Consider the following 19,921-nt stretch of genomic DNA (forward strand, 5'->3'; position numbering starts at 1 on the left):
TTCACTCCTCTGACCGGGTTCTAACATCATATCGGTCGCGTAGCTTGTCTCCAAACACGTTCGCCAGTAGCACGGTGAGTACGACAGCTATGCCGGGACCCAGCATTAAATGGGGTGCCATTTGAAAATATGCACGCCCTTCATTCAACATCGTTCCCCATTCGGGAATGGGCGGCTGAGGACCTAAGCCCAAAAAAGATAGAGAGGCTATCATTAAGATGATTTTGCCGATATCCAGCGTAGCCAGTACCAGTACATTCCCAATGGCATGGGGCAGAATATGCCGCATGACAATTCGCAGGGAGGAGGTACCCGCAAGTATCGATAGCGAAATGTAATCCTTTTGCTTTTCAGCCAGAACGGTACTGCGCACCAGGCGGGCATAACCAACCCATTTTACTGCAGAGACCGCGAATATGAGATTCCCTAAGCCTGGTCCGAGCAGGCCGCTTAGTACAATGGCAAAAATATAATCAGGCAAAGTCATGAAGGCATCGACCACACGTTGGAATACACGATCCATCCAGCCTCCAATAAATCCTGACAGCAGACCGAAGGGAACCCCGACAACCAGCGAAACGATCAAAATCAACAAACTGGTTCCGACTGTCGTCCGTAGTCCTGCTATGACTCTCGACAGCACATCTCTACCCAAATGATCGGTTCCCAGCCAGTGCATTGCGCTGATCGGTTGAAGTCGACTTCCCATTTGGATATGATACGGATCTTGCGGAGCTAAGAAGGGTATGACTGTAATGGCTGTAAGAATAAACAGGATGGAGAGTGATCCGATCCATGCTTTGGACAATCGTGCCCTGGTGAACTGCCTGTTTTCCGCATGTACGGATTTTATCATGATAAACGTTTCTCCTTCAAAGCAATTTCAGGATTGACCCAACGGTAGGACAGCTCTACCAAGATATTGAGACATATAATGAATACGGCCATAAAGATTGTATAGCCCTGTATAATGGGGTAGTCTCTCGCGGCAATTGCATCCACAATCCATTTGCCAAGCCCCGGATAGGCGAATAGCACTTCGATCACCACCGTACCTCCTAATAGGCTGCCAATGCTCTCGCTGAATACCGTAATAAGTGGAACTAAGCTGTGACGGAACATGTGTCTGAAAAAAATGCGAACCGGACTGATTCCACGGGCTTGAGCTGCTTTGATAAAATCCTGCCCCGAGCTTTCAATCAGACTTGCGCGAATCATTCGTACATAAACAGCCGCCATTGCCAATCCGAGGGTAAGGGAAGGGAGGACTAAGTGGAAAATAGTTCCGTCTCCCATAGACGGCAAAATACGCAATTTAACCGCAAACCATTCGATAAACAAAAGACCTAACCAAAAGCTGGGAATCGAGGAGCCAATTAAGGCAAACACACGACTGGCACTGTCAATCCAGTGGTTACGGTACAGCGCAGACAATGTGCCCAACGGGAGAGCTATCAGCAGCATAATGAACAAGGAGCCTCCAGTCAGGAGGAGTGTATAAGGCAGCTTTTCTATAAACTCTGTCAAGACTGGACGATGGGTTAAATAAGATTGTCCAAAATCCAACTGGAGCAACTGAACCAGCCACTTACCATATTGCACAGGCAATGGCTGATCCAGCCCCAATTGGCTACGCATATCTGCAATTTGCTGATTGGATACAGCTACATCATCTACTCGAAGAATACTCCGAACGGGATCGCCCGGAACAAGCTTAAGCAGACAGAAGCTCACAAAGGAAAGAATAAGAAAAAACAACATAAACGTCAGAAACTTTTTGGCAATGGATTGAAACATGCTAGTTCACATCCAAGTCCTGGGTCAGCAGATAGTATTCACTTTGGCTGGTTACCCAGTTATGTACGTAATTACGATAGGCCACTACGTTGTTTGGATGAACTAGAAAGGATTGCAGATTTTCTTGGTCAATCAGCGTGACAGCCTTCAGCGCCAGCTTGTTGCGCTGCTCCTCATTCACAGTTGTGTTCAGTTGTGTAATCATACGCTCGAGTTCTGGTATATGCACACGACCGTAATTCAATGCTCCCTCCGGCATATAGGCCGCATTCAGGAAGTAGCTTGCATCGCCGCGCGGGGCTGTAATGTTACTGTAAGTCGCCAAATCCCAATCCTGATGAGCGGCCAGATATTCATCAATATTATCAACCTGACGGATATCAATCGTAATGCCAAGCTCCTTAGCGTTAGCCTGAATTAGCTGTGAAATGAGTGGAAGCTCTGCTCTCGACTGGTAGGTTAACAATGTAAAATGAAGGGGGGAGCCATCAGGATTCGTAATTTTGCCGTTCTGCACTGTATATCCAGCCTCTTTGAAGCCTTCTCGCGCCGCATTCAAATCAAACTTTTTCGTAATATATTCCGGTGAAAAAGGAAAATCCGGCAAGAACGGACCTTGCGCAGGGGTTCCCTGACCAGACATGATACCGCTCGCAATCTCATCTCGGTTGATCAGATGATCAAATGCTTTGCGCACAGCTGTTTTTTTTAGATCATGATTGTTCATATTGTAAATAAGTTGGTGCGTCCGTAGGCTGGGAAGAGAGTCAATCTTAACGGTAGAATCAGCTTTCAAGAGCTCCAGACTTTCAATAGGCGGACGATACACAATATCGGCTGTTTTAGCTTGAAAAGCAAGCTGACGTGCATTGGCGTCTTCGTTAAACATGAACTTGGCATGTTTCAACTTTACTTCACCGTTCCAATAGTGCTCGTTGCGCTCCAGATTCAGTTCACTTCCGGCACGGAAACTGGCAACCTGGAACGGCCCCGTTCCCGATGGGAAGTCACCTGTGGCTGTGGTGTCCATAATTGCGGTATTCGGATGAACCAGCTCAGATACAAATTCCGGGAAGGGCTTGTCCGTCGTAATGCTCAAGGTCTTCCCTTCTGCATGAATATCACGGATATGTAGTGCATTTTTGACCGATGGATTGAGCTTTAGCGCTCTTTCCAGAGAGGCTTTGACAGCTGCGGCATCTACGGCTTTACCGCTATGGAATTTCACGCCTGGTCGGATGCTAAAGGTCCAGTGTCGCCCGTCCTTACTATCCCATTTCTCTGCAAGCCAAGCTTCCAGCTTGAGATCCTTATTCACTTTGATCAGTGTTTCATTTACTCCAGCACGAACGGCTGTGTAATTAATATCTGTATGAGGATCAATAGAAGGGCTTTGCACGTTGAACAATAAGGTGACACTCTTATCTTGTGGTGCCGTAGAGGATGTGGATGTAGTGGATGGAGATGAAGCACAGGCTGTCATCATCACCGCCATTACCGCAGGGATACATAGTTTGAAATATGAACGTTTAAACAACAGGGAGTCCTCCTTAATAGTAATCGTAATTTTTACGCTTTACTCCGTGAGTCATATCGTAACCAAATGAGGAGGATTTGTAAATATGTAATTATATGAATACCTATCTAGATTCGTAAAAAAAGGCTGCTTAACCATAAATGAGATGGTTAGCAGCCTTTAAATTTATTCAGGTATTATATTTGGAATAAAAATAATGGTTAATTAGTGCATGGGTGCTTTAGCAGTGCCATGTTCAACATGAACTCTGCGAATGAAAAACGCAAGGATCAGACCGATCACGCTGATGACCATTGCAAAGAAAAATGAATTCTGAGATCCGATTACCATGGCATTAGCCATTTCATTTACGGATTGAGGCATGCTGGATTGGCTCAAATAGCTGTCCATGCCTTTGGAGAGAATACTTACCGCTACGGCAGTACCGATTGCACCAGCGACTTGCTGGAGCGTACTCATAATAGCCGTTCCGTCTGGGTATAGATCCATAGGGAGCTGGTTTAGACCGTTAGTTTGGGCTGGCATCATAATCATAGAAATGCCGATCATCAAGCAGCTATGCAGCACAATAATGAGTACGAGCGTGGATGTCGTTGTAATGCCTGACAGGAAAAACAACACAGCAGCCACGATTACAAGTCCTGGAATCACAAGCCATTTGGGACCGAATTTATCGAATAAGGAGCCCATAATAGGCGACAAGAGACCGTTGATAATCCCACCGGGCAGAAGCACCAAACCTGCTGTTAAAGCGGACAAGGCCAGCCCTTTTTGCAAGAACAGTGGAAGAATCAGCATCGTAGAAAGGATCGTCATCATACATAAGAACACCATGATAACGCCGATCACAAACATTGGAAATTTAAATACACGCAAATTCAGCATAGGTGCCTTCATTTTCAACTGTCGTACAGAGAACAAAATCAACGATACCACACCGACAATCACAGGAAGCAAAACAACCAAGCTGGTCCAGCCTTCGCCACCTTCTCCGGATTTACTGAAACCAAACACGACACCGCCGAAACCAATGGAAGATAGGATAATAGATAAAAGATCAATCTTGGGCTTGGTCGGTTCTGAGACATTCTGCATAAACAAAATACCGCAGATCAGCGAGAGTACCAGGAACGGAAGAGAGATCCAGAAGATCCAGTGCCAAGATAAATTTTGTAGCACCAGCCCTGCAATAGTAGGCCCTACCGCAGGTGCAAACATAATAACCAATCCGATAATTCCCATAGCCGCGCCTCTTTTTTCAGCAGGGAAGATAATTAAGATGGTGTTAAACATTAACGGCAATAACAGTGCTGTACCAATGGCCTGCAAAATGCGTGCGATCAATAACACTGAAAAGGTAGGGGCAAGCGCCGCAACGAGACAACCAGCTATTGAGAACAGCAACGATGCCACAAACAGCTGTCTTGTAGTAAAGGTTTGAAGCAGCAATCCCGATACAGGCACCAAAATACCGAGTGTCAGCAGATAAGCGGTAGTCAGCCATTGGGCTGTTGCTGTTGTAATATGCAAAATCTGCATCAAATCATTCAACGCAATGTTAAGTGCCGTTTCACTGAACATTCCAATAAAGCCACTAAGGAGCAGGGCAATCATAATAGGTAGCACCTTGAACGTCTTGGGTTCAGAGGGTGAACTTGTTTGACTCATTGTACTCATGTTGTTTTTGTTCCTCCAATAAATTAATGGGTATTGAATTATAACGATCGGTCTATATATAATAAACATGCTATTATTTTTTGTCAAAGTAAAAGTTTCAAATATTATATAATGAAGGATGCTGTATATGACTGCTAAACCCGAATCATATGAGAATATCGTACAAACGGCGTCGAGACTCTTTTTTCACCAGGGGTATCATGCGACCGGACTGAATCAGATTCTTGCCGAGAGTGGATCGCCGAAGGGATCACTTTATTATTATTTTCCACATGGTAAAGAAGAGTTGGCTTTGGAGTGCATAAGAAGAGGGAATGAGTTTATTAAGCAAAAATTAAAACAGGCACTGAGCGGAAACGAAAATCCTGTAGTAGCCATTCAGGATTTTATTCGTCATACAGCTGAGGAGGCAGACCGTCTCGGCTTTGACAGCTTCATGCCGATTGGCTTCTGGGCTGCTGCGGAAACTTCCTGTATCAGCGAATCGCTACGTCATGCTTGTGTGAATACGTTTACAGATTGGCAGCGCATTTATATGGAGCGTCTTCAGGAATCGGGCTTGGATGAGGAAAAGGCACACAGCCTGGCGGTACTGATCATTTCAATGCTCGAAGGTGCATTAATTTTGGCCGTTACGCAACAGAGCAGTGCTCCAATTTATAACATCGTGGATTACATTCCACAATTGGTCAAATGACTTAGCTGGTCGGTTTTCAAGCGCCCCTAATGAGCTCCAACAAGCGACTTTAGAGAGTCGATGTTTTCATTTTTGAGAACTCGGCTTTTTGGTGCATCCTGGGATGTAATTTTACTCACATTACCAGCACCAAATGATGAAAAGTATGGTAAAATGGAATGAATTTGATTTTGCGCGAAAGGAAGAGTGATGCAAGTGGCAAAAGCGAAGGTACCCAAACGGCCTACTCGGGATGAATTTGTACTGGAGGAAATCGGGAATCAGCTTGTAGAAGCACAACAAGAGCAATCCGAAGTTGTATTGACTGTATGGGGACGCGAAGAAGCAACCCGCGGACAAATCGTTAAAATGGACCCGAGAACAGGCAAGGTTCATGTAGAGAGTAATGGAGAAACGGATAAAGTTCCTTTTATGGATATCATGAGTGTAAATTACCCGAGAGATTAGTTGTGATTACATAAATATAACAGAAAGGGATGAAAGAATGTCAAAGTTAGGCGTCTCCCTTACAATCGGTATTTTTATGATCATCTTTTCAATGATTTTCGGTTTTAAAGTATATATAGTTGTTTCTGCTGCTATGTTCGGACTTTTTGCTTATCTAGCTATAGCAGGATATCTCAAACGTAATAACCAGGATGATCCGTCAAATGATGGCTATTATGAATTTTTGGAAAATGCCAGGAACTAATAATTATTATTCATGAATAAAAAAACAACCGAGTGGTTTACAGCCATCGGTTGTTTTTTATATTCTGCTATATAAGTGGTAAAGAGAACACCGCATGGCTGCGTTGACCTAGGCCTGGTATAGGTTTATGTAGCTTTGATCGGGCTGGCATGATTAGTGCGGGCTGCGGCTTTCTTAAGCACCTTACGATCGAAAATGAAGGGGCCGAACGGCAACAGCGAGGCAATCAAGGCTGCAAGCCCTTGCAGCAGCGTAATTTTACGCAATATCAACATGACTAACGTGGCAACCACATAAGCCACAAACAGTACCCCATGGATCATTCCCACCCAGCTTACCATTTGCGGCATTCCAGCTGCGTATTTAAGTGGCATGGCAATACATACAAGCAGCAAATAAGAAATCGCTTCAATATTACCAATGGCACCAAACGTTTTAAAAGCATTTTTGAACATAATAGACCTCCTTTTTCTGTTACTTAAAATTTAATATATCCTATAATGCAATGTTATTAAACGGTAGAAAGTTACGATATATCGAAAATTTACAGCTAACTCTTAATATTTACTTTGATACTCGGGTCACAACGTCCGGGTTGTTTAGATTAACGTAAGAAAAAAATGAGGTCTAAACATTTGGTATGGAAATTCCGATAACAGTTAAATGAACGTCTGTACGTTATGGTATATATTTTAAAAGCTGGATTGCAGCAGAAGGGTTTGTGCGTTTACTTATTCGTTTTGACAAATAAAATTTCCATACTGGTATCAAGGAGAGCATAGCATATGAATAAAAAACGTCTGCGTCAATGGATGGCTCCGTTCGCAACGGCCACACTGATTTTGAATACGGGATATGGCATTTTGGGACCCGATGCAGTGGCTAGCGCGTTGCCGACTGAAAGGCATAACTCAAATCTGACAGGTTTGAATAGTGCACAATCACATACCAAATTAGCGACTCTTCAAGGACGCCATATACCGATCACTTCTGGCGCGAAATTGACTTCGTTAACTGGTCAGAAGACCACTCTTAACCAAATGATAAAAGTAATGTCGAGCCAGCTGGTTACTTCGAATATTGCGCCAGCAGATGTAAGCAGTCTTACTGCGGTTCCTACAGAAACAACAAAAGTAAATTTGTCTTGGATCAATCCGTCGGACATCAATTTTGACCATGTAAAAGTGGTTAATGTCACTAACGATGTATATGTAGATAACATTCGAAGTAACTCTTATATGATGAGCGGTTTACAGCCGAACACGACATATACCTTTCGCGTGAAAACGGTGAATAAGAGTGGAAATGAATCTCTCGGTACAACAATTCAGGCTAAAACAGCTTCCGTTGATGGTCCTGTAGATAAGACACCCCCAGGAGAAGTAAGCGGGCTGACAGCGACGAATGTAGGTTATAATGGATTTACCATCAATTACATATTGCCTAAGGATACTGACTTAAGCCAAGCGATTATCTATTTAAATGGTACAGAAATTCAGAGAACCACAGGCACGTCTTACACGTTTAATGTCTTGAATGCTGCTACAGCCTACAATGTAACGGTCAAAACGATAGACAAATCCGGAAACTTATCTCAGGGAGTTAGTATTCCCGTTACAACGTCTTCAGTCTCTACCGATATTGTGCCCGAAGTGACAGGTGCTTCAGTGACATCAGTTAATAACTATAGCGTTACTGTTTCCTGGACAAGACCTAGCGGAATTAGTACAGTCAGCCTGTATAAGGATGGCCAGCTGGTAACGGATTCAACAGGATCATCCTATACATTTAACAATCTTTCGGCAAGCCAGACATACACATTCACGATAAAATCCAAGCGAAGCACAGGTGCGTTGTCTTCCGGTGTGAAACTGACTGCCACAACGGACAGTACGTCCTCCAATTCGTCAGAAGTGTCCAATCTTGAAGTCGATAGCAAAAGCGACACCTGGATCAAAATCACCTATGACATGCCGAGCAGAGCAGAGAAGGTGAAAATATATGTTGATGGCGATTATAAGGGAACTACAAGCTCAGAATCCTATAAAATTACGGATTTACGAGAGGGACGCTGGTATGAGATTAAGGTCATAACCGTAAATAGTAGTGGTAGGGAATCTAGTGGTGTAAAGATATCCGAACGCACGAATTCGGATGGTTACTACTCTTCGTCCTCTAGTTCATCGAACTATGAGAAAGCGAGAGATTTAATGCGGATTGCGGAGAACAGTCTAAATGCGTCCGACTGGCGTTCTGCCAGAGATGCGATTAGTGATCTGCCAACCGGTACACGTAAAAGCGATCTGCTGGATCGATTGGAGGCTATTCGCAATAGAGCATTAGGCACCGGCAGTTCATCGTCCGGGACAAGCTCTACTACCACCACTTCCGGTACTACGACGAATTACACGAACAGTGCGGTTGCTTCCTATTCAACGTCGTTCACCCTAACACCAGGAGCTAAAACAGCTTATGTGGATGGTCGGGCTACAACGATAGCTCAGGCGCCGAAAATCATAAATGGCGTAACGATGGTCCCGTTACGATTTATCAGTGAACGGGTGGGTTACGATGTAAATTATGAAAAAGGCACCAAAAAGATCATTCTGAATCGTCCTACAGACGGCAAACAAATAGTACTTCAAGTCAAGAATTCCACACTTGCTGTATATGAGTTAAACAACTCCCGAAATTATTCGACGAGCATCACTGCTCCAGTTATTGTTAACGGCTACACGCTGGTTCCATTACGAGTCATCAGCGAGCTTTCGGGTTATCAGGTAAACTATAATACTGCATCCAAACAAATTACGATTACCAAATAAATACTTCTGAAAAAAGAGTTCTAAAGTAAAAACTTTAGAACTCTTTTTGTTAGGAAATGTATATGAACATGCGAAAAAGGGAGCTTTTAGACGCCCATAAGATCTACGCATTACTGAATATTCGAACAGGCATGAAAGCGAAATTCATGAGGGGTTAATCCACATCGTTCCTTGAAGATTCGATAGAAATATTTCATATCATGAATACCGACTTCAAGTGCGATCGTTTGAACGCTCCAATGAGTATCTAATAGTAAGCTACAACTCTCGTGAATACGAATATCCTGCAGCATTTTGGTGTAGGTCATTCCGCTGGCTTGTTTAAATTTGCGTTGAAATTGCCGTGAGCTAATTAAGAATTGTTTGCAAATTTGGTCAACGGACAACGGATTTTTATAATTTCTGGTTATATCATCAATCGCATATTGAATGGGATCGGTTATGATTGGCCTGGAAACATGAGCTATTTGTTGCATGGCATGGCTGATATGTTCTAATAAATCGATTAAGTATAAATAAAGTTTATATCTAAATCCGGTGGATTTACATTTTTGCTCCATTTCAATAGTGTACATAATTTTAGCAAATTCTTTTGCATTTTCTCGAACTTGAATATAGTCAGTACATTCCCGAAAAAGAAGGGCCAAACGATAGAAATCCTCTTGAATTTGGCTATCAGCAGGCTCTCCGGGCAATGTTAGTATTTGCTTGTCAAAAAGACAGTTCATAACCTCAAGCGGTGTATGATCTGTTGTATTACTCTGAACAAAGAGATGTTCTTTTCCATAAGGGATAAAAATAATATCTCCCTTGGAGACGGGCAACGTTTGTGTAGAAAATTTTAGTGTGCCGTTACCTTCCTTGATATAAGATATTTCGTAAAAATCATGAGCGTGTTTTTGAATATTTCCCTCTATTTGAATAGGACAAAGAGAAATTGGAGTCCCATTTGTGAAATTATGGTCTAGATAATATGCCTCTTCGCTAACCAATGCGATCCCCTCCTTTGTTGGTAGAAAGCACACCATTTTTTAGTCATAAATTTTATTATATCAATTTTTAAGATGTATTCAATTGATACAGGTCGTAATTGCCCATAAGCTGTCGCTCATGACCATTTAAGTGAAAAATCGAAACTATTAAAATTTTAAATATAAATACAAAGGAGGATAACATGATGAGTGTTAGTTTAACTACAGAGCTTCCAGAAGAAAAAAAGCCATATTTGCTGCGTAGCGGGGATGGAAGAAGGTATGTATTTGGTCAACAGGTAGCTACTGTTATTGCCGATTTTAAAAGCACTGGGGATGTACTCGAATTAACGACGATTTCAGGTGGGAAAGGAGAGACCTTTCCGCTACACAGACATAAAGATGCTTTTGAATCTATCTATGTAATGGAAGGTAAAATTGAATTTATGCTCGATGGAGTGAACTATTTGTTGACTGCCGGAGACTATGTTCATATCCCTCCTGGAATCGCACATGCGTATCGAATGGCTGGGCATCGAAATCGCTTTGCTTCCTATTCGATTAAAGGTAATCTCACGGCAATATATGAGCTTTTAGGAGAGCCGTATCCTTACTTTGAACATCCAACCACAGCGATGAATTCGTATTCTGAGAATCAATTGACGGAAGCTTCCAATAGAGCAGACATTGTATTCCTTCAAGATGCTGTTCGATGGGGGGAGTATAACTCGTCTGAAGAAAGCCATAATCCAAGAAGCGTAGCTCCTTATGTTCTGGAAAATGGAGAGGGAGACCGGTTGCTCACTGGAGACCAGCTTCACAGGATTCTAGCTACTCAAGAAAATACGAACGGGGAATACATTTTTGTAGCTTCTGATGGCCCGAAAGGAGACCCCATTGTTGAACATTTTCATAACCACCATACAGAAACTTTCTTCTGTGTGCAGGGACAAATGACGATGTGGGCAAACGGAGAAGAAGTAAAACTATTCCCTGGAGATTTTCTTCATGTACCTGCAGGAACACTTCATTCGTATAGACTGGACTCTCATTATACGAAAGTCGTAGGTATGTTGGTGTCTGGATTGTTCGAACCTTTCTTCCGGGCATTGGGTGAACCGCACGAAACATACACCTTTCCAACAGAACCAGGCCCGCTCCGTATGGATCGTGTAATGGCTATTATCGACGAACTTGATCTGAACGTGGTGGCTAAATCTCCGCTCGATCGGAAGTAGGGAGGACGCAGTGTCAGTTAACAATCGCACCAAACAATCTGAGTCCTATGCTATTATCTGGATACTTGCATTTGCAATGGTGATTTCAGTGATGAATTCTACCATGTTTAATGTCGCACTACCTTCACTACGCGAAGAATTTCAATTATCCTCTTCCCAAGTAAGCTGGGTTGTAACAGCATATATCATTATTTATGCTATTGGATCAGTGGCTTACGGAAAATTGGCGGACATGTTTAGGTTGAAGAACCTAATTACCTTTGGATTATGTTGCTTTGCGCTAGGATCTATATTCGGCTTCTTTTCTTCTAATTATTGGATGGTTATTGTAAGCAGAATTTTCCAATCCATTGGAGCATCTGTTGTTCCGGCCTCATCCATGTTGATCCCGATTCGCTATATATCTATTGCAAATCGTGGCAAGGCTTTGGGGATTACTTCTGCCGGAATGGCTTTAGGGACGGCAATAGGTCCAATTATTGCTGGTTTTGTTATTGGATTCGCAAGCTGGCGTTACCTATTTTTAATCTCATTTTTAATAATTGTTACCATTCCTTTTTTCAGAAGGTATTTAATCAATGAAGCACCTTCAAAAGGAAAAGCTGATCTCATAGGAGGTATTTTGCTTGCCGCTTCCATTACGCTGCTGCTGCTCTCCATTACTGGTCACAGCTGGAGCTATTTCGCGGCTACGATCCTCATATTCGTATTGTTCATTATTCGTATTAACAAAACAGATGAACCCTTTATTGAACCGACACTCTTTAAAAATACAAGATATACGATAGGATTGATTATCGCTTGTATGGTTCTTACCCTTAATTTATGTGTTCCGTATTTGATACCGCAGGTGCTAAGCTCAATACATCACTTATCTTCTGTAAATACAGGACTCGTAATGTTTCCCGGTGCTTTGATTGCTGCATTGCTTGGGCTGGTAGGTGGGAAAATCGCGGATGCAAAGGGCAACCGCTTTGTATTCTCGTTGGCTTTCCTATTCCAAGTGATAGCATATCTTATATTAGGTATTTTTACAGAGGCGGCCCCAGCAGTTATTGCGATCATTTTAATTCTAGCGAATACTGGGTTAACGTTCGCTCAGATTACAATGGCAAACACCATTTCTCGAACATTAAGCGGTAAGCAAACCGGAGTTGGTATGGGTATCTATATGATGGGAAGCTTTATGGCGGGGGCTATCGGAACGTCTATTCTAGGATCCGTACTTGATCAAGAAGCACAAAGTCAAAGTGTGTTCAGCTCTATTTTTTGGATTATGGGCATATGGATAATAGGATTTGCTATATTTTATTTTACAGTTTTCCGTAAAAAAGCAACATTCGTTTAGCAACACATACAGTAATCAAATAACCACGTTCCTTATAATAATCGCTATAGCCTGCGCCAGGAGTGTTTTCATTCCGATGGCAAAATGATAAAACGCTACTGACCTTCGAAGGTCAGTAGCGTTTTATATCGTTTCAATAACAAACGAGGAAGAGGGGGGACCTTATGAAATCAAACCAACCTAATAGCTAATACTTATTTTGGTGGTTTTAACATTAGGTCATCAATGCACCGATGGTATCTCAATGCTTACTTGTCCGCCGCCTGTCTGGGTAGAGTTGGCGATGATCAACTGTCCGCCATGTAGGTTCACAATGGATTTTGTTATATATAGGCCCATACCGTAATGTCCACTTAATCTTCTGGACGAATCACCCATATAAAATTGCTCCGCTGCTTGTTTGAGGCCCTCAGGAGAGAAGCCCGGGCCTTCGTCTACGATGCTGAACCGCATACATTCTTCCACAGACTCTACAGTCAGCCGGATTTCGCTATTTTCTGGTGCTTGATCTACCGCATTAGAGGCAACATTCATGATGGCTCGCTCAAGCAGAACGGGGTCTGCATACAACGTCTTAGGGAGGTTGTATGCAGCAAATGCGACGGATGTTTTTTTGACAGCAGCCAAGGCCTTTACCTGATCTTTCACCTTCGTTAAATAGTAGTCCGTATCTATCGTTTCCGCCTGCAGGGTGGCTACTGTTTCTGCTTTTGAAATTTCAATAAGAGTTTTGATATACTGCTCCATTTGCCTGGTGCTCTCCGCTATATAATCGGTATAGTTCTTTTGCTCTTCCGATTGATCGGTTTCGGACAGCAGCTCTACGTTTCCGCGAACGATAGTGAGCGGTGTTTTGACATCGTGTGCAAGGGCGGATATTTGCTCGCGACGAGATTTTTCGAGATTCCATTGTTTCTGAAGCGAAGTCTTTAACGTTTCTTTCATTTTATCCATAGAATGGAGCACTTGGTCGATTTCCATCACACCACTGAGCTGAATTGAGAAGTCCAGGTCCTGTGCCTGAATTTGCTTTGTAGCCTGCTGCAATCCACTCATTTTGCGCGTCAGCTTTCGTCCGAAGGAGGAAGCGAGTAGGGCTCCTCCCCCCAGGAAGGCGATACAAAACACGGCAAAAAAGGACAATTCCGCGTTCGGCAGATATTGACGTAGAATAGGATGTTCAAACTGTGCCGAGACAGAGTAGCGCATCACAGTAACTTTATTATTATGTGAAACTTTTACATAGTTATAGGGAAATTGATAGGCAGTATTGCTCTGCTGCGTAACACTCCAAGCGGCTTGAGCCTGCTTTTCAGGAAGATTTCCCTCAATGTGGCGGCCTTTCGAAGTGAATAACGCATATCTATATAGTTTCTGCCGAGAATCCGGCTGTAGGGTCTTGCCAGCTTCAATGATTGCCTTATCCTCCCATACTTGATTTTCAGCATAGTTCGCGGGAAGAATGGTTCCACAAGACATCAGGACATAGAAGATGAGGACCAGGAACAGCGCGAGCGCAATTGTCCCGATACAGAACATAACTAAATAGCCCAGGAAAATGGTTCGCAGTTTGGTTATCTTGCGTGCTTGCTGTACTTTGGCTACTTCCATCGGTACCCGATCCCCCAAACTGTCTCCACTGGCGAAACCTCTACTTTGCCAAGCTTGGCCCGGATATTTTTGATATGCTCCACAATGGTAGCGGAATCGCTGTCCCCATCAAACCCAAAGACGGCTTCATAAATCTGCTCTTTAGAGAACACCTGGCCCCAATTTAGAGCTAAAAACTTACATATTTCATATTCACTTTTGGTAAACGGGATTACAACATTCTGAACGGTGATTTCCTTACCAGACAGATTAAAATGAACTTCCCCGATGCAGAATACATTTCGTCGTTCACGATGCTCCCGTCTGAGATGGGCGTTGATTCGAGCGCGCAACTCTCCAGCCCCAAACGGCTTGACAATATAATCGTCAGCCCCTTCCCCAAGGCCCAACATCACATCGTTCTCCATGGATTTTGCCGTGAGGAACAGTATCGGACAGTCCACTTTACTGCGAATTTCCCGACAGAGGGTGAATCCGTCCATGCTTGGCATCATTACGTCAAGTAGGATGAGGTCAAAGGCTCCAAGCTGCATGGTGAGAACCTGTGGGGAGGCGGAGACCACCGTGACAACATGGCCATCTTTTTGCAAAATATTTTGAAGGAGTGCCAAAACGGCAGGTTCATCATCAACGGCCAACAAGTTTGCCATGCTTAATTCACTTCCCTTTGCTTTCTTTACTCTAATCTTTACTCCGATGAGTTTTGTCCTTCCCAACGACAAATCCATAACCCTAATAATACCATGATGACGAAGGTCCCTACTACGCAATATCTAATTCCCCAATCAAGCTGTATAGTTTCAGGGATAGAATCTGCTGGGCTTACACCGTATTGCACCCAGATGGTGATGAACCGGGCCGCCCAAGCAGGGGGGATGAATATCCAATTATGATCACCCAGCCCTGTAAGGAGCAAAGCAGACAATAGACTCTCCATGATGCCCAGACCGATAGAAGCTCCTTTGCCGAATCTCAAGCTAATGAAAAAATGCAGAAGATAAAGGAATACACTGGACATACACAGTATGCAGGCAGCCAACACATAAAACATCAAGCCATACGGGGACTCTTTCATCAGATATATATAACAAGCTCCAAAGCCGCCTGAGGCAAGCAGCACACTACCAAATCCCAAGCACAGAAGCAGGCTAAGCTTGCTCAAAAAAGGTAGCAGCTTCACCGGCGAGGTCAAGAGGTGTTGGAAATTTCCAGCGACTGACTCCTGCTCAACAGCAATGGAGCATACAATACCAATCATGGTAGGAAGAGCCACAGCCAGAACTTGCAAATAGCCGTCTACCTTCGAAATTGGTGAGTATGGAGTAAAGGAATAATAGGCTAGAAAGATTGCTATGCCTAGGAGTGGCACAAGCAGCTGCACCAGCAATAAGGGCTGCCTTCTAAGTTTAAGCACATCAGATTTCAGATTGCGGAAGAAGGATATCATCTTACTTAGCCTCCCGCTTGCGGAAAGACATGGCCGTCAGGACGGACAGAATCATGAATAGACCAACGGTGATCACTAGGCCGGGCACAATTACGTCTCTATCCAAAAGTGGATCTTCTGAAAGAATAGCAAGCCCATTAGGCAGCACTTGAATGACGGCGCACATCACTCGAGCTGGAATAGCATAGGGTACCGCCCACCATATAGAAGACGTTGCGAACAAGATGGTGCAGGCTACATTGCCCAGCATGTTGATGATTAGGGTGGAAAACATGCCTATTCGGTCCGTTAGGAACAGGCAAAGTGGAATTTGCCACAAAAAGGTAACAAAAAGTATTAGAGTTGCAGCGACGCTTCCTGCTAGTGTCACGGAAGATGAGAATACGAATCCGCCAAGAGTTATCCCTACAAATAGGATAATAGATGAAACCATTAAGAGCCTTACGCAAACCCCGATTTTCCCGTACCATACCTGGGCCAAATCCACAGACATGCCGAGGATAGCACGGTATTTCAGCTTCTTGCCATCCTTTTGGATGACTCCTGAGCACATTAAGGTGAGAGCACCTGGCAGCAGCATGATATACCACCAGTTGTAGCTGGCGCTTTGGAACATATGTCCTCCCATGAGCCCGGTACATAGAAGAAGAGTAACGATGGGAGCCAGCCAGACTAGCTTTTTCGTGAAGGTGCGCTTTAATTTTAAATGTTCGGCTGCTATGTTTTGCTGCATGCTACTCACCTCCCTTTCGGTATTCCTGTGCAATCTGCATGAACAACGATTCCAGGTTTTGTCCTGGAGTGACCGCCTCTTGATAAGCTAATACGCCGCCAGCAATGATCCCAACATGGTCAACGATTTGTTCGACTTCGGATAGGATATGACTGGAAAGAATTACGGTAATTCCTTGCTTCGGGAAGGAGCGAATCAACTCGCGTTGCTCCTGAATACCAATGGGGTCTAGTCCGTTGGTTGGTTCATCTAAGATCAATAGCTTGGGATGATTGAGGAGAGCAATCGCAATGCCTAGCCGCTGTTTCATGCCCATCGAGAACTGGCCCGAGCGCTTTTTCCCGGTATGGGTCAAATCAACAATGTTCAGCACTTCATCAATCCGCGAGTCAGGTAGTCCAAGCAACGTTGTGCGAACCTTCAGGTTCTCTCTAGCTGTCAAATTCTCATAGAGGGGAGGAGCTTCGATCAGTGCACCGATCTGAGCCAGATCTTTTCGGGACCAGGGTTTTCCTTGAAATAAAATCTCACCGGCCGTGGGGCGTAGCATACCGGTTAACATTTTTAAAGTAGTTGATTTTCCTGCCCCATTCGGGCCGAGCAGACCATACACGGAATTCTCCTGAATAGACAATGTGACGTTGTTCACCGCCTGTTGTCGTCTGAAGGTTTTGCAGAGATTTTTAGTCTGTAAAATAATGTTATCCATATCAGTTCATCCTTTTCATTCGTTCTGACAATTACTTTACAGATCAATTCTAAGAACTTTATAAGGATTGAAATATTAATGTTTCAAACTTTATGCATTCATGCAGTATTCGCTATAATGGATACAGTGATTTAGGAAAGGGATGTATTCATGAAGAAGGTTATCGTAATCGGAGCAGGAATTCTGGGGGCATCGACAGCATACCAGTTAGCAAAAATGGGCGCTGATGTCATTCTTGTAGACCGCAAAGATAAAGGACAGGCGACAGATGCAGCTGCTGGCATTATCTGTCCCTGGCTATCACAGCGACGCAATCAGGCTTGGTACCAGCTAGCCAAAGCAGGCGCACGTTTTTACCCCGGGTTGATTGAAGAACTCAAAAGCGAGGGAGAAACAGAAACTGGCTATGCTCAAGTCGGGGCTCTCAGTATTCATGATGATTCGGAGAAAATTAAAAAAATGCAGGAACGGGCACGCTTACGACATACAGATGCACCAGAAATCGGCGAAATTACGCAACTAAATCAAAAGGAAACCCATGAACGTTTTCCCTTGTTAGTAGATCACTATCATTCTGTTCATATTAGCGGTGCCGCTCGTATAGATGGTCGAGCGCTGCGTGATGCGTTGATCCGATCAGCCCAAAGAAATGGGGCAACCCTTATCCATGGGGATGCTGCGCTTCAGTATGATTCCGACCATGTAACCGGAGTAACGGTCGGCGCAAGCAGCTTCTCATCTGACGAAGTCATTGTTTGTGCAGGTGCATGGGCCAATCAACTGATGCTGCCGTTGGGCATTCGCTTTAAGGTTAGTTTTCAAAAGGCACAGATTATGCATTTGCAGGTTCCTGTCAAACAAGATACCGGCACCTGGCCTGTAATCATGCCGCCTACTGATCAATACTTGTTGGCGTTTGATCAACAGAAGATCGTAATTGGGGCAACTCACGAGAATGAAATCGAAGGCTACGATACAAGAGTAACAGCAGGCGGGATGCAGGAAATCCTAAATAAAGGTTTAGAATTAGCACCTGATTTAGTAAACAGCACTTTTCAGGAGGTAAGAGTCGGTTTTCGTCCGTTTACCCCCGGTTTTCTACCGGTGCTTGGAGCTGTCCCTGGCTGGAACGGCCTTATAGCTGCCAATGGGCTTGGAGCATCCGGGCTGACCATGGGTCCCTTTATTGGAAGCCAACTGGCAAAGTTAGCACTGGGAATGGATTTGGATATCAACATCGATGATTATGATATTCGAAATGCTATTGATGAAGGTTGATCCTAGAAGCTGGACAACAGTAGATATGCATAAGAAGCCGCCATACTGGCGGCTTTTCTAATAATATAAGTTCTTTTCCTGGCCCAAAGATAGAGCTTATGTCGATTTTTTAAGGTTACTCGTTTCTATTTTAGTCTTAGACCTAGTAAAACCCCGCTACGTAGGAACAAGATTAGTGACACACCGAAACAAATCACAGAAAACAGGCTAACGGAAATAAAACTACCGCTGTGCGCGTATAGCATTCCTGCTGTGAAAGAGCCAACCATCGTTCCAAAATACATAGAAGAATTGGCAAGTGATGAGACTGTTCCGCGTGCTGTGGCAGACAAGGTTTGAAGCATACTCATCATAAGCGGAAAAATCATTCCAAGGATAAGGAAGATCAGAAAATATGTAATTTCGACATAGGTCACACTAGGTAAATAGGGCAGAAGCAAATAAAGCAGACCGATGAAAATTACGCCATAGATCAAAGAGTGCTTAGGCCCCACTTTGTTAACTAAGCTGCTCCCAAATAAGCTGCTGATCGTATTTCCTAAACCAAGGAATAATATCACCGTACCAATATTTGCAACATTGAGGCTGAATTTGTCGGACAGCCATGTGCCAATAAAAGAGAAGGCAGCAAAATTTCCGAGTTGGAACAGGAAGTAGGCCAGAAAAGCGACCTTAGGTGTTGACCCCTGCAGCAATGAACGGTATCTGTTCCTAATCGAGGGAGCCTTTTGCTTCTGTATAGAAGGAGGCAAGGCGGGCAAGAGAACAGCAGTCCAAATAACGATCAGGAAGGTGCAGCAACCAATCATAATAAAGGGTGTTTGCCACCCGGCGGTAGCGAGATAGCTGCCAATGGGAACGCCTAGCATTTGGGAAAAAGCTAATCCTGCGGTGACAACTCCCATGGCTTTTAACACTTTATGTGGTTGAACTAACTGAGGAATGGCTGCCCAAACTTGAGGTGAGGCAAAAGCGGCACTAATGCCAGCCAATAAGCGAAAAGCAAACATGGTCCAAAAATCAACGGCAAAGCCGCAAAGTAGAGTGAAGATACCAAAACCAAGTAAGCCGAACAGTAGTACTTTTTTTCGATTCCATGCATCTGACAACGGTCCTGCAATTAAGGCAAACAGAGCATACCCTAAAGCATAGGCTGAAACAATCCAGCCTGATTGTTCGATAGAAATGCCGAAGCTTTCACGAAGAATAGGTAGAAGAGGCGACACAATGAACGTATCTGTACCAATGAAAAACATGATCAAGAAAAACAAGGTGATAATTTTATTCAAAACGAAACCCTCCATTTGTTCTATAGTTCGAATATTTTCGAATAATAGAAATATAGCATTCCAATATGCTATA

Annotated in this window: 19 protein-coding genes; 7 read left to right on the plus strand and 12 right to left on the minus strand. The window is 43.7% G+C overall.

Features of this window, described 5'->3' with window-relative positions:
* Position 1: 1 nt before the first annotated feature.
* From nikC to G7035_RS22335, 4 genes are all read right to left on the minus strand, one after another.
* Entirely contained in the window at positions 2-856 is an 855-nt protein-coding gene (nikC, locus tag G7035_RS22320) for a nickel transporter permease (protein WP_019687353.1), read from the minus strand.
* Positions 853-1,797 (minus strand): nickel ABC transporter permease, encoded by a 945-nt coding sequence (nikB, locus tag G7035_RS22325; protein WP_019687352.1) that lies wholly within the window; start codon positions 1,795-1,797, stop codon positions 853-855. The genes nikC and nikB overlap by 4 nt, the downstream gene beginning before the upstream one ends.
* 1 nt (position 1,798) lies before the next feature.
* Positions 1,799-3,334, minus strand: a complete 1,536-nt coding sequence (nikA, locus tag G7035_RS22330; protein ID WP_019687351.1) for a nickel ABC transporter substrate-binding protein — start codon at positions 3,332-3,334, stop codon at positions 1,799-1,801.
* A gap of 204 nt (positions 3,335-3,538) precedes the next feature.
* A complete protein-coding gene (locus tag G7035_RS22335) occupies positions 3,539-5,002 on the minus strand; it encodes a DHA2 family efflux MFS transporter permease subunit (RefSeq protein ID WP_172494063.1) in 1,464 nt (487 codons plus the stop codon).
* Between the two features lie 136 nt (positions 5,003-5,138).
* On the opposite strand from G7035_RS22335, the gene G7035_RS22340 reads away from it, so the two are divergent.
* The 3 genes from G7035_RS22340 to G7035_RS22350 all read left to right on the plus strand — a co-directional run bounded on the left by G7035_RS22340 (position 5,139) and on the right by G7035_RS22350 (position 6,399).
* The gene (locus G7035_RS22340; protein ID WP_019687349.1) at positions 5,139-5,708 is read left to right on the plus strand and encodes a TetR/AcrR family transcriptional regulator; all 570 of its coding nucleotides are present in this window, start codon (positions 5,139-5,141) and stop codon (positions 5,706-5,708) included.
* A gap of 195 nt (positions 5,709-5,903) precedes the next feature.
* A complete protein-coding gene (locus tag G7035_RS22345; RefSeq protein WP_025364962.1) occupies positions 5,904-6,155 on the plus strand; it encodes a YolD-like family protein in 252 nt (83 codons plus the stop codon).
* Positions 6,156-6,192: 37 nt separating this feature from the next.
* Complete coding sequence (locus tag G7035_RS22350; RefSeq protein ID WP_016820808.1) at positions 6,193-6,399, plus strand: hypothetical protein; 207 nt, start codon at positions 6,193-6,195, stop codon at positions 6,397-6,399.
* A gap of 125 nt (positions 6,400-6,524) precedes the next feature.
* Here G7035_RS22350 and G7035_RS22355 read toward each other — a convergent pair whose 3' ends face one another.
* Positions 6,525-6,854 (minus strand): DUF3817 domain-containing protein, encoded by a 330-nt coding sequence (locus tag G7035_RS22355; protein WP_016820809.1) that lies wholly within the window; start codon positions 6,852-6,854, stop codon positions 6,525-6,527.
* A gap of 330 nt (positions 6,855-7,184) precedes the next feature.
* Between G7035_RS22355 and G7035_RS22360 the strand changes: the two genes are divergently transcribed.
* Positions 7,185-9,224: a fibronectin type III domain-containing protein gene (locus tag G7035_RS22360; RefSeq protein WP_016820810.1), complete on the plus strand. Its 2,040-nt coding sequence runs from the start codon at positions 7,185-7,187 to the stop codon at positions 9,222-9,224.
* Between the two features lie 110 nt (positions 9,225-9,334).
* Here G7035_RS22360 and G7035_RS22365 read toward each other — a convergent pair whose 3' ends face one another.
* Positions 9,335-10,216, minus strand: coding sequence for a helix-turn-helix domain-containing protein (locus G7035_RS22365; RefSeq protein WP_019687348.1), 882 nt, complete (start codon positions 10,214-10,216; stop codon positions 9,335-9,337).
* Between the two features lie 185 nt (positions 10,217-10,401).
* Between G7035_RS22365 and G7035_RS22370 the strand changes: the two genes are divergently transcribed.
* Complete coding sequence (locus tag G7035_RS22370) at positions 10,402-11,433, plus strand: quercetin 2,3-dioxygenase (RefSeq protein WP_016820812.1); 1,032 nt, start codon at positions 10,402-10,404, stop codon at positions 11,431-11,433.
* 10 nt (positions 11,434-11,443) lie between these two features.
* The gene (locus tag G7035_RS22375) at positions 11,444-12,781 is read left to right on the plus strand and encodes an MFS transporter (protein ID WP_019687347.1); all 1,338 of its coding nucleotides are present in this window, start codon (positions 11,444-11,446) and stop codon (positions 12,779-12,781) included.
* 222 nt (positions 12,782-13,003) lie between these two features.
* Here G7035_RS22375 and G7035_RS22380 read toward each other — a convergent pair whose 3' ends face one another.
* Genes G7035_RS22380 through G7035_RS22400 form a run of 5 tightly spaced genes read right to left on the minus strand, consistent with a single transcriptional unit; the run spans position 13,004 to position 17,281 of the window.
* On the minus strand, positions 13,004-14,392 hold the full coding sequence (locus tag G7035_RS22380; protein ID WP_019687346.1) for a HAMP domain-containing sensor histidine kinase: 1,389 nt from the start codon (positions 14,390-14,392) through the stop codon (positions 13,004-13,006).
* The gene (locus G7035_RS22385; protein WP_019687345.1) at positions 14,383-15,042 is read right to left on the minus strand and encodes a response regulator transcription factor; all 660 of its coding nucleotides are present in this window, start codon (positions 15,040-15,042) and stop codon (positions 14,383-14,385) included. The genes G7035_RS22380 and G7035_RS22385 overlap by 10 nt, the downstream gene beginning before the upstream one ends.
* 38 nt (positions 15,043-15,080) lie before the next feature.
* Complete coding sequence (locus tag G7035_RS22390; RefSeq protein WP_019687344.1) at positions 15,081-15,839, minus strand: lantibiotic immunity ABC transporter MutG family permease subunit; 759 nt, start codon at positions 15,837-15,839, stop codon at positions 15,081-15,083.
* A gap of 1 nt (position 15,840) precedes the next feature.
* The gene (locus tag G7035_RS22395; protein WP_019687343.1) at positions 15,841-16,572 is read right to left on the minus strand and encodes a lantibiotic immunity ABC transporter MutE/EpiE family permease subunit; all 732 of its coding nucleotides are present in this window, start codon (positions 16,570-16,572) and stop codon (positions 15,841-15,843) included.
* 1 nt (position 16,573) lies between these two features.
* Complete coding sequence (locus G7035_RS22400) at positions 16,574-17,281, minus strand: lantibiotic protection ABC transporter ATP-binding protein (RefSeq protein WP_019687342.1); 708 nt, start codon at positions 17,279-17,281, stop codon at positions 16,574-16,576.
* Positions 17,282-17,431: 150 nt separating this feature from the next.
* Between G7035_RS22400 and G7035_RS22405 the strand changes: the two genes are divergently transcribed.
* The gene (locus G7035_RS22405) at positions 17,432-18,559 is read left to right on the plus strand and encodes an NAD(P)/FAD-dependent oxidoreductase (RefSeq protein WP_019687341.1); all 1,128 of its coding nucleotides are present in this window, start codon (positions 17,432-17,434) and stop codon (positions 18,557-18,559) included.
* A gap of 125 nt (positions 18,560-18,684) precedes the next feature.
* On the opposite strand, the gene G7035_RS22410 is transcribed toward G7035_RS22405, so the two are convergent.
* Positions 18,685-19,848 carry an MFS transporter gene (locus tag G7035_RS22410; protein WP_019687340.1) on the minus strand — a complete coding sequence of 388 codons (1,164 nt, stop codon included), beginning with the start codon at positions 19,846-19,848 and terminating at the stop codon, positions 18,685-18,687.
* Positions 19,849-19,921: the final 73 nt, after the last annotated feature.

It is taken from the genome of Paenibacillus polymyxa (assembly GCF_015710975.1).
GTDB classification, from domain to species: Bacteria; Bacillota; Bacilli; order Paenibacillales; family Paenibacillaceae; genus Paenibacillus; species Paenibacillus polymyxa.